This window comes from Streptomyces sp. NPDC054770 (genome assembly GCF_053611985.1).
Genome location: NZ_JBSHBL010000147.1, coordinates 1 through 13251 on the forward strand (window position 1 = coordinate 1; position 13251 = coordinate 13251).

The 13251-nt window shown below is 72.7% G+C and carries 12 protein-coding genes and 1 pseudogene; 9 read left to right on the forward strand and 4 right to left on the reverse strand.

Annotation, left to right across the window (positions count from 1 at the left end; translation table 11 throughout):
* From ACWGKQ_RS50910 to ACWGKQ_RS50925, 4 genes and pseudogenes are all read left to right on the forward strand, one after another.
* Positions 1-437 (forward strand): annotated as a pseudogene (locus ACWGKQ_RS50910) (hypothetical protein); the annotation flags it as partial.
* A 248-nt stretch (positions 438-685) separates the two neighbouring features.
* Complete coding sequence (locus ACWGKQ_RS50915) at positions 686-1468, forward strand: DUF4142 domain-containing protein (protein WP_453298963.1); 783 nt, start codon at positions 686-688, stop codon at positions 1466-1468.
* 96 nt (positions 1469-1564) lie between these two features.
* On the forward strand, positions 1565-2344 hold the full coding sequence (locus ACWGKQ_RS50920; RefSeq protein ID WP_453298964.1) for a TIGR04222 domain-containing membrane protein: 780 nt from the start codon (positions 1565-1567) through the stop codon (positions 2342-2344).
* Between the two features lie 154 nt (positions 2345-2498).
* Positions 2499-4139 (forward strand): alpha/beta hydrolase, encoded by a 1641-nt coding sequence (locus tag ACWGKQ_RS50925; RefSeq protein WP_453298965.1) that lies wholly within the window; start codon positions 2499-2501, stop codon positions 4137-4139.
* A gap of 7 nt (positions 4140-4146) precedes the next feature.
* Here the strand turns inward: ACWGKQ_RS50925 and hemQ are convergent, their stop codons facing one another.
* Positions 4147-4878 carry a hydrogen peroxide-dependent heme synthase gene (hemQ, locus tag ACWGKQ_RS50930; protein ID WP_453298966.1) on the reverse strand — a complete coding sequence of 244 codons (732 nt, stop codon included), beginning with the start codon at positions 4876-4878 and terminating at the stop codon, positions 4147-4149.
* Between the two features lie 5 nt (positions 4879-4883).
* Positions 4884-6368, reverse strand: a complete 1485-nt coding sequence (gene hemG, locus ACWGKQ_RS50935) for a protoporphyrinogen oxidase (protein ID WP_453298967.1) — start codon at positions 6366-6368, stop codon at positions 4884-4886.
* A gap of 155 nt (positions 6369-6523) precedes the next feature.
* On the opposite strand from hemG, the gene ACWGKQ_RS50940 reads away from it, so the two are divergent.
* Positions 6524-7426, forward strand: coding sequence for a DUF4349 domain-containing protein (locus ACWGKQ_RS50940; RefSeq protein ID WP_453298968.1), 903 nt, complete (start codon positions 6524-6526; stop codon positions 7424-7426).
* A gap of 37 nt (positions 7427-7463) precedes the next feature.
* The gene (locus ACWGKQ_RS50945; RefSeq protein ID WP_453298969.1) at positions 7464-8849 is read left to right on the forward strand and encodes an FAD-dependent oxidoreductase; all 1386 of its coding nucleotides are present in this window, start codon (positions 7464-7466) and stop codon (positions 8847-8849) included.
* Between the two features lie 78 nt (positions 8850-8927).
* Here the strand turns inward: ACWGKQ_RS50945 and ACWGKQ_RS50950 are convergent, their stop codons facing one another.
* The gene (locus ACWGKQ_RS50950) at positions 8928-9230 is read right to left on the reverse strand and encodes a hypothetical protein (RefSeq protein WP_453298970.1); all 303 of its coding nucleotides are present in this window, start codon (positions 9228-9230) and stop codon (positions 8928-8930) included.
* A 126-nt stretch (positions 9231-9356) separates the two neighbouring features.
* Here ACWGKQ_RS50950 and ACWGKQ_RS50955 point away from each other — a divergent pair, with 126 nt between their 5' ends.
* Positions 9357-10181: a rhomboid family intramembrane serine protease gene (locus ACWGKQ_RS50955; protein WP_453298971.1), complete on the forward strand. Its 825-nt coding sequence runs from the start codon at positions 9357-9359 to the stop codon at positions 10179-10181.
* 9 nt (positions 10182-10190) lie between these two features.
* Here the strand turns inward: ACWGKQ_RS50955 and hemE are convergent, their stop codons facing one another.
* On the reverse strand, positions 10191-11258 hold the full coding sequence (gene hemE / locus ACWGKQ_RS50960) for a uroporphyrinogen decarboxylase (RefSeq protein ID WP_453298972.1): 1068 nt from the start codon (positions 11256-11258) through the stop codon (positions 10191-10193).
* Positions 11259-11367: 109 nt separating this feature from the next.
* Between hemE and ACWGKQ_RS50965 the strand changes: the two genes are divergently transcribed.
* Both ACWGKQ_RS50965 and ACWGKQ_RS50970 read left to right on the forward strand, forming a co-directional pair.
* Entirely contained in the window at positions 11368-12054 is a 687-nt protein-coding gene (locus tag ACWGKQ_RS50965; protein ID WP_453298973.1) for a DUF3000 domain-containing protein, read from the forward strand.
* Between the two features lie 296 nt (positions 12055-12350).
* Positions 12351-13010 (forward strand): helix-turn-helix transcriptional regulator, encoded by a 660-nt coding sequence (locus ACWGKQ_RS50970; RefSeq protein WP_093498522.1) that lies wholly within the window; start codon positions 12351-12353, stop codon positions 13008-13010.
* The last annotated feature ends 241 nt before the right edge of the window (positions 13011-13251 follow it).

The window sequence follows — 13251 nt, forward strand, 5'->3', positions numbered from 1 at the left end:
GCCGGGAACCCTCGCCGGCGGCGGCCGCGCCGGAGGTCCCCGACGCCACCCGGCAGCGGGTCGGGCTCGCGCAGACCGCGGTGCTGTCGTCGCTGGTCGCCGGGACTCCGGTGCCGGAGGGGTTCGACCGGGTGCGGATGGGGGTGCAGGCGCGGTCGCTGGCGGCGAAGCGGGCGGACGTGGTGGCGAAGGTGGCTCCGGAGCTGCCGGAGATTCTGGGGGCGGGTTACCGGGCGGCGTTCCTGGCGTATGCGCAGGAGCGGCCGATGGCGGGGGGTTACCGGCGGGACGCGCTGGAGTTCGCGGGGGTGCTGCTGCGGGAGGGGCGGCTGGGGGACCGGGGGTCTCGTCGGCGCCTGGAGGAGTGGTGGCTGGAGCGGGCGGGGGCGGCACCGCGGAGATCGCTTGCGCCGAGGGTGCTGCTGCGGCGGGGCTAGTGGCCGGGGGTGGGACGCTTACCGGCGCTTGCCGGGTGCCGCTGCGCCCACCCGTGCCGCCCTGCGGCACGCCTGCCCGCAGCTACGTAGCGGACGCGACTGCAGCGCCCCGTAAGGGGCGCGGGGAACTGCGCGATCAGCCCCCCACCGGCCCGCAGCCGACCGACCGCCCGGCGCCCCTACCGCGACCCCTCGGTAATATGCCAACCCCGCACGGCGAAGCCCCACCGTGCGGTGCAGGAGGCATCATGCGCGCGCGACCCCGACCCCCCGTCCAGGGACGAGGCATATTCAGCGGTACCGGGCTGATCATCGTCTGTCTCGCGGCGACCCTCGCCGCCCTGGTGTTTCCGATCTGGTCGTACACCGACCGCTCGGACCCCACCGGCTCGGTGAACGTGCTCAGCGCCCAGACCGTGTCGACGGCCTACGGCCCGCTGTCCGCGCAGGACCGGGACTTCATCGTCAAGGTCCGGCTCGCCGGGCTCTGGGAGCTGCCGGCCGGCGAGATGGCCGAGCAGAAGGGCACCACGGCGGCCGTACGGACGGCCGGGCAGCACCTCGTCGACGGGCACACCTCCCTCGACGCCCACGTCCGCACCGTCGCCACCCAGCTCGGCGTGCCGATCCCGAACGGGCCGAACGCCCAGCAGCAGCAGTGGCTCGCCACCCTGAGCGCCGCGCAGGGCCAGGACTTCGACCGGGAGTTCGCGAACATCGTGCGGCTGGCCCACGGCCGGGTCTTCTCCGTGGTCGCCCAGGTCCGCGCCGCCACCCAGAACACGCTGGTCCGCGACCTCGCCGACGACGCCAACAGCACCGTCCTGGACCACATCAAGGTCCTGGAGGCGACGGGCTACGTCGACTTCGCCACGCTGGCGCAGCAGTTGGCCGCGACGCCCTCCCCCGTGGCCTCGCCGCCCGTCGTCGCCCCCGCCGACGCGACCCCGGTCGCGGCACCGTCGCCGTCCTCGACATACGCGCTGCCGCCCGCCACCGCAAGCCCCGAGCCGACTGCCCAGAACCCCTGACCTGCGCGGCAAACGGAACGTCACATACCGACAACACTCGGTCCGGAATATGAACAGGGCATGGCGGTGGCCAGGCCGCTGGCATAGAAACATGTCATGTTCTGGGTCCTTCTCCTGCTCCTGGCCTGGGCCGTCGCCGGCACCGCCTGCACCCGGTTGTGCCTGGCCGCCGAGCGGACGGCGGCCGTCGACGCGGACGCGGGCCGGGGGCACGATCTGACGCTGTACGAGGCCGCGTTCCTGTCCGGCGGGCCGGCCCGGGTCGCCGACCTGACGCTGGTGTCCATGGCCCGGCAACGGCGGCTGCTGCTCGCCCACACCGGCTGGGCGACCGTCGTGGACCCGCGGGGGCGGGACGAGATGGAGCGGTCGGTGATAGGGGCCATCGGGCCCGAGGGGCAGTCCCGGATAGCGCCGGTGCGCTCGGCGGCGGCCCACGCGGACGCCGTCCGCAGCCTCGGCGAGGGGCTGGTGCGGGCGGGGCTCGCGGTGCCGGACGCGGCGGCGCGGACGACGGTCGCGTCCGGGGTCCGGCAGGTCCGGGTCGCCGCGCTGGCGGTCTTCGGGCTCGGGGTCGCCGCGCTCGCGCTGCCCGCCCCGACCGAGATGCCGCGCGACCTGGTCGCCGTCTGGTTCGCGCTGCCCCTCACCCTGACGCTGAGCTGCCTGGCCATCGCCCGGGTCGAGGTGCACCCGTACTCGCGCTGGGCCTCCCCGGCGGGGCTGCGGCTGCTGGGCGTGCTGCACCGGCGGGCCGGCCGCGCGGCCGACGACCACTCGCTGCTGGCCTCCGTCGCCGTGCGCGGCATCCGCGCGGTCGGCGAACCGGAGCTGCGTGCGGCCTTCGCACACCGGGACCAGCTGCCGCGGGAGTGAGCGGGGGCGCATAGGGGGCATTGCGCCGACACCGGCCCGGTGGTGCTTGCCTTCGCCGACAACCGGTCGAAATATCCCTTTTATTGCTGCCGTGCAGTCGCTGCGGTGCCCTTGCCGCCACGCCACCGCAGCCGTTGCACCGAAGGGATACGCCATGAGAGCCCCCGCCCTGTACTCGGCAGCCGGGTCCCTGATCCTGACCACTCTGGCCGCCGCCCCGGCCGGGAGCGCCCCCGGCGTCCCGGACACGGCGGCGGCCGAACTGCACGGCACCGCCGTGGCCGCCGCGCGGGCGCGCGCGGCGGGCATCGACTTCGGCCGGTGCGCCGCCGACCTGGAGGCACCGGACACCTTCCGGTGCGGCACGGTGAGCGTCCCGCTGGACTACGCGCACCCGGACGGCAAGCAGATCAAGCTGACCGTCAGCTGGGTCCCGGCCACCCACAAGGACCCGCACAACAGCAAGCGCAGGGTGCCCCGGCAGGGCGTCCTGGTCTACAACCCGGGCGGCCCCGGCGCCTCCGGCATGCTCTTCCCGATGATCGGTGTGCTGCCCGAGTGGAAGCGCATCGCCGCCGCCTACGACCTGGTCGGCTACGCCCCGCGCGGCGTCGACCGCTCCGCCCCGCTGTCCTGCGTCGACCCCAAGCACTTCTTCAAGGCGCCGTCGCAGTCGCCGACGCATCCCTCCGAGTCGTACAAGAAGGCACGGATCAAGGAGGCGAAGGCGTACGCGAAAGGCTGCCTCAAGCGCTCCGGGAGCAAGCTGCGCCACTACACCTCGCTCAACAACGCCCGGGACCTGGACGTGCTGCGCGCGGCGCTCGGCGAGAACCGGCTGACCTTCATGGGCGCCTCGTACGGCACCTACTTCGGCGCGCTGTACGCGACCCTCTTCCCCTCGCACGTACGGCGGATGGTGCTGGACTCGGTGGTGAACCCGGACCCGGCGCAGATCTGGTACCGGGACAACCTGGAGCAGTCGGCCGCGTTCGAGAGCCGCTGGGCGGACTTCCGGGACTGGATCGCCGAGCACGACGACGTGTACAAGCTCGGTGACACCGCCGCGAAGGTGCAGGCCAGTTACGACAAGGCCGTCAGGCGGCTGACCAAGAAGGCGGCCGGCGGAAAGGTCGGGCCGGGGCAGTTGCAGGGTGCGTTCCTGTCGGCCGGGTACTACGACGACTTCTGGCCGAGCCGGGCGGAGGCGCTGTCGAAGTTCCTGAACGGGGACGCCAAGCCCTTGGTCCGGCTGGCGGCGCCGGCCGCGGAGACGGCCGCCGAGGCGGAGAACGGCAACGCGGTCTACACGGCCGTCGAGTGCAACGACGCCCCCTGGCCGACGAAGTGGCGGACCTGGAACCGGGACAACACCCGGCTCGCCCGCGTGGCGCCCTTCGAGACCTGGGACAACGCCTTCATGAACCTGCCGTGCGCCTACTGGCCGGTGCCCCGGCAGAAGGCCCTCGACGTGCGGACGGGCCCCGGTGAGCTGCCGCCGACGCTCATCCTGCAGGCCGAGCGGGACGCGGCCACGCCGTACGCGGGCGCGCTGGAGATGAACCGGCGCCTGTCCGACTCGGTGCTGGTGACCGAGCGGGACGCGGGCACGCACGGCATCGGCGGCGGCCCCAACAAGTGCGTGAACGGCTACCTGGAGGCCTACCTGCTGGAGGGCCGGCTCCCGGAGCGGCGCGCCTCCTGCGCGGGCCACCCCGAGCCGAAGCCGGCGGCCGACCATGCCCGGCGGAAGAACCTGCAGGACTCCCTGAAGGGCAAGGCCGGCCGACACTGACGACCGGTCAGGCGAGGCCCGCGACCAGCTCCGCGATGTCCTTGCGGCGCCCCGTGTAGAACGGGATCTCCTCGCGGACGTGCATCCGGGCCTCGGAGGCACGCAGGTGGCGCATGAGGTCGACGATGCGGTAGAGCTCGTCGGCCTCGAAGGCCAGCACCCACTCGTAGTCGCCGAGCGAGAACGAGGCGACGGTGTTGGCGCGCACGTCCGGGAAGCCGCGGGCCATCTTGCCGTGGTCGGCGAGCATCCGGCGGCGGTCCTCGTCGGGCAGCAGGTACCACTCGTACGACCGCACGAACGGGTACACGCTGACGTAGTTGCGCGGGGTCTCGTCGGCGAGGAACGCGGGGATGTGCGAGCGGTTGAACTCGGCGGGGCGGTGCAGCGCCATGTTCGACCACACCGGCGTGAGGGCGCGGCCCAGCTTCGTGCGGCGGAAGAGGTTGTACGCCTCCTGGAGCTGGTCGCTGGTCTCGGCGTGCCACCAGATCATCAGGTCGGCGTCGGCGCGCAGCCCGGAGACGTCGTAGGTGCCGCGGACGGTCACGTCCTTGGCGGCGAGCTGGTCGAACAGCTCCTGGACCTCGTCGGCGTAGCCCGCGCGGTCCTCGGGCAGGACGTCCTTCAGCTTGAAGACCGACCACAGGGTGTAGCGGATGACCTCGTTGAGGTCCTTGGCCAGCTTGCCCTTGTTCGGGATCCTGCCGGACTCGGTGGTGGGGGCGTCGTCACTCATGGTCCCTATTCTCCCGCTCCGCCGTGCAGGCTCTGCACCGGGTTGGCCGTCAGCTCCTCGACCCCGCCGAGGTCGCCCGCCAGCTGGTCCACCGCCGCGTACGCGCTCGCGATGCAGGCGGGGATGCCCACCCCGTCGTACTGCGCCCCGCACACCGCGAGGCCCGGCAGCTTGGCGACGTGCTCGCGGACGCGGGCCACGCGCGCGTGGTGGCCGACGGGGTACTGGGGCAGGCCGTCGGTCCAGCGGGTGACGCGGGTGGCGACGGGGGTGGCGTCGACGCCGGTGGCCTGGCGCAGGTCGTGCCGGGAGAGGTCCACGAGCTCGGCGTCCTCGCGGCCGAGGACCGCGGTCTCGCCGTACCGGCCGACCGAGGTGCGCAGGACGACGACGTCCGGGTCCTCGTCGGCGATCCAGCCCCACTTCTGGGAGGCGAAGGTGGACGCCTTGATGGTGCGGCCGTCGACGGGCGGCACGAGGAAGCCGCTGCCTTCGGGGAGGCCGAGGCCGGCGCGGCGGTAGGCGAGGGTGATCAGGGCCATCGAGGCGTACTCGACGGCGGCCAGTTCGGCCGCGGCGGCGGGCACCTCGGCGCGCAGCAGGGCGGCGGCGACGGGCGCCGGAACGGCGACGACCACCGCGTCGGCGTGCAGCACCCGGTCCCCGGCGACGACCCGCCAGGCGGCGGTGCGCGAGCCCTCGGTGTCCGCCCCGTCGGGCCGGACCCGGCGCAGCTCCGTCACGGGCGTGCCGGTGACGATCTCGCCGCCGCGGGCCCGGACCGACTCGGCCACCGCGAGCGGCAGGGTACCGACGCCGCCCTCGATGCCCATGAAGACCGGCCCGGTCTGCTGGTTGGCGGCCGCCTTGGCCTGGATCTCGCGGACGGCCTCCGTCAGCGAGTCGTGGGTCCTGGCGGCCTGGTAGAGCTGCGGGACCGCCGAGCGCAGCGAGATGCGGTAGGCGTCGCCCGCGTAGACCCCGCCGAGCAGGGGCTCGACCAGCCGGTCGACGACCTCCCGGCCCAGCCGGGCGGCCACGTACTCCCCCACCGCCACGTCGTCGCCGACCTCGGTGCGGGGCAGTTCGGCGTCGCGCTCGATACGGGCGAGGCCCTCGTCGGACAGCACCCCGGACAGTGCGGCGGCGGTGCCGGGGACGCCCATCACATGGCCCTTGGGCATGGGCCGCAGGGCACCCCGGGTCCAGATCGAGGCCGTGGCGGTGGCGGGCGGCCGGAGCCGGTCGGCGAGGCCCGCCTCGCGCGCCAGGGCGACCGCCTCGGGCCTGCGGGCCAGCATCGACTCGGCGCCCAGGTCGACCCGCACGCCCGCGATCTCGCCGGGCAGCAGCTTGCCGCCGACTCTCTCCGAGGCCTCCAGCACGGTCACGCGCGCGCCGCGCTCCAGCAGCCGGTGCGCCGCGGCCAGCCCCGCGATCCCGGCTCCGACGACGACGACCCGGTCCGTACCCGTACCCGTTGCGCTCATGGGGCCCACTCTTTCAGACCGCACTGACACCCCCGCCCCGGCCCGGTGACCCGGACGCGTCCGGACCGTGACCGCATCGGGACCGGCGCCGCCAAACGTCCCGCCCCGCCCCGGCGTCGAAGGAGCGTCAGTCACCACGACCCTCGGGGGAACCCATGCGACGTCCCGTACGACCGGCCCTCGCCGGCATCCTGCTCGCCGCCGCGCTCGTCCTCACCGGATGCAGTGCGAACGACAACGCCGACAGCGGCGGCTCCGCCAGCGATGCCAAGGCGGATGTGAACGGCGCGGCCCGGGAGGCTGCGGGCTCGGCAGGCGCCAAGGACGCCGGCAGCGGCAGCGGGACCGGCAGGACGGCGCCCGACCTCACGGCCAGCCGGATCATCCGCACCGCTTCCCTGACCGTGCAGGTCAAGGACGTGCCCAAGGCCCTCGACGCGGCCCGCACCACGGCCGAGGACGCCGGCGGCTACGTCGGCAACGAGACCACCACCCGGGATTCCGGGGGCCATGAACGCACCCGCGTGGTCCTGCGGGTGCCCACCGAGAAGTACGACGAGGTGCTCACCGGCCTCCAGGGCGCCGGCAAGCTGATCGACCGCACCGCGAAGGCACAGGACGTCACCGGCCAGGTGGTCGACGTGGACAGCCGGATCAGGTCGCAGCGGGCCAGCGTGGCCCGGGTCCGCGAGCTGATGGACCGGGCGGCCAAGCTCAGTGACGTGGTCACCCTGGAAGGGGAGTTGAGCAGCCGGGAGGCCGACCTGGAGGCGCTGCTCGCCCAGCAGGCGTCCCTGAAGGACCGCACCGACTTCGCCACGATCACGCTGTCGCTCACCCAGACGCCGGTGAAGAAGGCCGCCGCGAAGGACGACTCCCCCGGGTTCGTGGACGCCGTGTCCGGCGGCTGGCACGTCTTCGTCACCATGCTGCGCTGGATCGCCCTGGCCCTGGGCGCGGCCCTGCCGTTCGCCGTACTGGCGGCCCTGGCGGCGCTGCTGTGGTGGAAGCTCGTACGCAGGCGCCGTACCCCCGCGCAGCCCGGCAGCGAGACCTGAGCGAGCCCGAAATGCCCGCGCCCCGTAGCGTGTTCGCATGAGCATGAACGGTGGGCGGGAACGACTGGTCGTGATCGGTGGTGACGCCGCGGGCATGTCCGCGGCGTCCCAGGCGCGTCGGCTGCGGGGACCGGGCGAGTTGGAGATCGTGGCCTTCGAGCGCGGCCACTTCACCTCCTACTCGGCGTGCGGCATCCCGTACTGGGTCGGCGGTGACGTCGAGGAGCGGGACCATCTGATCGCGCGCTCGCCCGAGGAGCACCGGGCACGCGAGATCGACCTGCGGATGCGTACCGAGGTCACGGAGATCGACGTGGCCGGGAAGCGGGTACGCGCGCGTGACGTCGATTCCGGCGCCGAGTCCTGGACGTCGTACGACAGACTCGTCATCGGGACCGGCGCCCGCCCGATCCGCCCCGACATGCCGGGCGCGGACGCGCCGGGGGTGCACGGCGTGCAGACGCTGGACGACGGCCAGGCCCTCCTCGACACGCTGGCACGCACGCGTGGCCGCCGGGCCGTGGTGGTCGGCGCCGGTTACATCGGTGTCGAGATGGCCGAGGCGATGATCAACCGGGGCTACCGGGTGACGGTCGTCAACCGCGGCAGCGAGCCCATGTCCACGCTCGACCCGGACATGGGCCGCCTGGTGCACAAGGCGATGGAGGGCCTCGGCATCACCATGGTCAACGACACCGCGGTCACCAAGGTGCTCACCGGCCCGGACGGCGGTGTGCGGGCGGTGGCCACGGAGGACGCCGAATACCCGGCGGACGTGGTGGTCCTCGGCATCGGAGTCCGCCCGGAGACGACCCTCGCCGAGGCCGCGGGCCTCCCCCTCGGCCTGCGCGGCGGCCTCCTCACCGACCAGGCGATGCGAGTGCGCGGCCACCAGGACATCTGGGCCGGCGGCGACTGCGTGGAGGTCCTGAACCTGGTCTCGGGCCAGGAGCAGTACGTTCCGCTGGGCACCCACGCCAACAAGCACGGCCAGGTCATCGGGACCAACGTGGGCGGCGGCTACGCCACGTTCCCGGGTGTCGTCGGTACGGCGGTGAGCAAGGTCTGCGACCTGGAGATCGCGCGCACCGGCCTGCGCGAGAAGGACGCCCTGCGGGTGGGCCTCCAGTTCGAGACGGTCACCATCGAGTCCACGAGCCGCGCCGGCTACTACCCCGGCGCGAGCCCCATGACGGTCAAGATGCTCGCGGAACGCCGGACGGGCCGCCTCCTGGGCGTCCAGATCGTGGGGCGGGAAGGCGCGGCCAAGCGCGTCGACATCGCGGCGGTCGCCCTGACGGCGGAGATGACAGTGGAACAGATGACAGCCCTGGACCTGGGCTACGCCCCACCGTTCTCACCGGTGTGGGACCCGGTACTGGTGGCGGCCAGAAAGGCAGCAGCAAAGGTGCGAGCTTTCTGAGAAGCGCCAACGTCACCTACCAAGGGGCGCGGGGAACTGCGCGACCAGCCACAGTCCACCCGCACCCCGCATCGCACCTCAAGCCGTCCCGCTGATCCGCGGCAACGAGGTCACCCCGGCCCCACCCGGCGCAGCCGCGGCAGCAGGCTGCTCGGCCCCCGGCCGCGCATGCGCGGCCGCCGGCCGCGTGGACCGCAGCCGGTTGCTGACCGCCTCGTCCAGCGTCACCGGCCGCTGCATCTGCGCAGCAAGCCGCCCCGCCTCCTGGCCGAGCCGTGCCACGTCCTCCCAGGGCAGCCGTACGACAAGGGAGATCTCGGCCTCACCGTCGGGCAGCGCCTGCATGGGAGGGAATGCCTGGGGAGTAACCCGCTCGTTCATCGCCTGTTCCTCACGTCACGTCGCCTGAACCTCACGTCGGTCGCAAGGACATACGCACGCGCGCGTGCCGACGTTCACCGGGCTTCCGCGCGCATCGAGCGCCCCCTCCCTGGGCACTAGTCAGCTGTGGTCATCCCCGTTCATGACGTGAACCCGGTGCGTCGCACGCCGTACGTGACGTACGCGTTGATCGCCGCGAACGTGCTCGTCTTCCTCTTCACGCCCGGCATAGCCGGCTCCGTGGCCGGCGGCAGCGATCTGTCGCAGCTGTGTCATCTCCAGGCTTTCATGGACCACTACGCGGCGGTCCCCAAGGAGCTGATCCACCATCAGATGCCGCAGCTGGTCCCGACCGGCCAGGTAGGCATCGGCCGGAACGGCCCCGGCTGTGTGGTCGGCCCGCCCGGCTACGACAAGTCGCCGGCGCTGTCGGTCTTCACGGCGATGTTCCTGCACGGCAGCTGGCTGCACCTGCTGGGCAACATGCTGTTCCTGCTGATCTTCGGCAACAACGTCGAGGACCGGATGGGCCACATCCGGTTCTTCCTCTTCTACGTCTTCTGCGGTTACGCGGCCGGCTACGGCTTCGCGCTCGTCAACGCCTCGTCGGGCGACCCGCTGATCGGCGCGTCCGGCGCGATCGCCGGTGTCCTGGGCGCGTATCTCGTCCTCTACCCGACGGCCAGGGTCTGGGTGCTGGTCCCGTTCCTGGTCTTCCTGCCGCTGCGGCTGCCGGCCTGGCTGGTGCTGGGCTTCTGGTTCGTGCTCCAGGCCGTGTACTCGTCCGGCGAGGGCGTCTCCGACGCCGGGACGGTGGCGTACGCGGCGCACATCGTCGGCTTCCTGGTGGGCATGGTGCTCGCCTGGCCGCTGAAGCCGGGCACACCCCCGCCGCCGGAGCCGCGCGGCCTGCTGTTCGGCAGGCGGGCCCGGCCCCGGCACGGCTGGTAGCGGACCGGGTCAGCGCACCGTCTGGGTGTGGACGAACTCGACGAGCCGGGTCAGCGCGTCCGGGTCGGTGGACGGCATCACGCCGTGGCCCAGGTTGAAGACATGGCCTTCGAGACCGGCGGCCGCGTCGAGCACCTCGCGGGCCTTGGTCTCCACCACGTCCTTGCCGGCGAACAGGACGGTCGGGTCGAGGTTGCCCTGGAGCGCCTTGCCGGGGCCGATCCGGCGGGCGGCCTCGTCGAGCGGGACCCGGTAGTCGACGCCGACGACGTCCGCGCCGGCCTCGCCCATGAGCTTCAGCAGTTCGCCGGTGCCGACCCCGAAGTGGATGCGCGGGACGCCGTAACCGGCGACGGCCTCGAAGATCTTCGCGGAGGCGGGCAGCACCGAGCGCCGGTAGTCGGCGGGGGCCAGCGCCCCGGCCCAGGAGTCGAAGAGCTGGACGGCGGAGGCGCCGGCCTCGATCTGCACCTTGAGGAACGCGAGCGTGATGTCGGCGAGGCGGTCGAGCAGGTCGGCCCAGAGCTCCGGGTCGCCGTACATCATCGCCTTGGCGTTCTCGTAGGTGCGCGAGGGGCCGCCCTCGACGAGGTAGCTCGCGAGGGTGAACGGGGCGCCGGCGAAGCCGATCAGCGGGGTCGGGCCGAGCTCGGCGGTGAGCAGGCCGATCGCCTCGGTGACGTAGGAGACGTCCTCGGGGGTGAGGTCGCGGAGCTGGGCGAGGTCGGCGCGGGTGCGGATCGGGTGCGCGATGACCGGGCCGACGCCGGGCTTGATGTCGAGGTCGATGCCGATGGCCTTGAGCGGGACGACGATGTCGCTGAAGTAGATCGCGGCGTCCACGTTGTGCCGGCGGACGGGCTGGAGTGTGATCTCGGCGATCAGTTCGGGCCGCGTGCACGACTCCAGCATCGGGATGCCCTCGCGCACCTTGTGGTACTCCGGCAGCGAACGGCCGGCCTGGCGCATGAACCACACGGGGGTGTGCGGCACGGGTTCACGCCTGCACGCCTTCAGGAAGGCACTGTCGTACGTCGCTGTCGGCTGCTGGCCCGTGGGGCTTCCGTTCGCACTCACGACGGCAAGTCTCGCACGCCCCCGGAGGCCGCCCGGTCGCGCCCCTCGCCACAGCCTTAGGTGGTGTCTCTCCCTGCGCGAAGGCGTCGTTCCCCTTACTCTTCCCCGCATGGCTGCGGCTCAGGGACGACTGTCGGACGGCGCTGGCGGAACGGGCGAGGGGAAGGACACCGGGGAGGACGAAGGACATACCGGGAGTACGGCGCCACCGGTACCGCCGGCCTTCCGGGCCGCGGTCGACGCGCTGCGCGCTGCCCGGCTGCGGCCGCAGGTCGAGGTGGAGCCGACGCCCGCCCCGCAGCGTCTCGCCCCGTTCGCGTACGCCCTGGAGGCGGCGGTCGTCGAGGACGACCAGGATCTCGCCGACGGGCGTCTGGTGCTGCTGCACGACCCGGCCGGGCACGACGCCTGGCGCGGCACGTTCCGGCTGGTCACCCTGGTGCGCGCGGAGCTGGAGCCGGAGATGGCGGCCGACCCGCTGCTGCCGGACGTCTGCTGGGCGTGGCTGACCGGCGCCCTCCAGGCCCGCGGCCTGTCGTACGGCGAGCCGAGCGGGACCGTGACGCGCGCCAGTTCGCACTACTTCGGCGGGCTGTCCGCGCGCCCCGCCGCCTCGCAGATCGAGATCCGGGCCTCCTGGACACCGCGGGAGGGCCGCACCGGCGCCCCGGACACCGCGGCCCACCTCGCCTCCTGGTGCGACCTGCTGGCGCAGGTGGCGGGCCTGCCGCCGGCCTCCCCCGGGGACGCCTCGGTGGTCACGCTGCCGCAGCGCCGCGACCCGCAGGCACGCTGAACCCGTACCGTCGCCGATTCGGGACCCGTCCACCCGGGTCCCGTCGACTCACCCTTCATTGACCATCTCTTTGTCGATACGGCCACTTTCTGTCCCGTACGACAACGGCCCGAACCGACTCGATCTTCGGATGATCGATCGCGTGTCCGAATTGCACGTATTGTTACTCACCAGATCGTGATCATTCTCTAAAGGCGGACGGGTTTGATGCCGAAGACGACTGTGACCTTGAAAGCACGGTTCGTCCCGGCTTCATCCCCACAAGCCGGCCCCCGTCCCCCACCCCAGGAGGCCTGGTGTCCGTTCTCCTCGAGCAGCCCGCAAGCCTGGTCGCCTACCGCCCGAACAAGCCCACCGCCATGGTGGTCGTGGCCGACCCGCGCGTCCGCTCCACCGTCACCCGCCACCTGTGGGCGCTCGGCGTGCGCGATGTCATCGAAGCCTCGTCCATCGCGGAGGCTCGTCCCCGCATCGGCAACCCCCGCGACATCTGCGTCGCCGACGTCCACCTGCCCGACGGCTCCGGCCTGACCCTCCTGTCCGAGACCCGCGCGGCGGGCTGGCCCAACGGCCTGGCCCTGTCCGCCGCCGACGACATCGGCGCCGTGCGCAACGCCCTGGCCGGCGGTGTCAAGGGCTACGTCGTCACCGGCACCCGCACCAACATCGGGCTCCCCACCCGACCCGGTGCCGCCCCCATGGGCTCCGCCGCCCGTATGCACCGCCGCCCCCCGGGTGCCCCGAGCCACCCGGGCGGCTACCGCGAGCTCTCCGGCCGCGAGGTCGAGGTACTCCGGCTGGTCGCGGAGGGCCAGTCGAACAAGGCGATCGGCGTCTCGATGGGACTGTCCGCCCTCACCGTCAAGAGCCACCTCGCCCGCATCGCCCGCAAGCTCGGCACCGGCGACCGCGCCGGAATGGTCGCCGTGGCCCTGCGCACCGGCATCATCCACTGAATCCACTGAATCCACTGAATCCACCGGACCTACCGACCGGCCCACCGCCGATCACCGATCACCGAGCGCGGATGGGCGAGCACGGATGGCCGAGCGCCGACGGCCGAGCACCGATCGTCGGTCACCGACCGGTCGTACGTTCACCGATGTGACCGGGCCGACCGCTGGTCCGCCGTCATCCCGTAACCCGTTGTCCCCCGTTCGTGGACCTGATCTTTCACCGACCTGACTGGTTTACGAC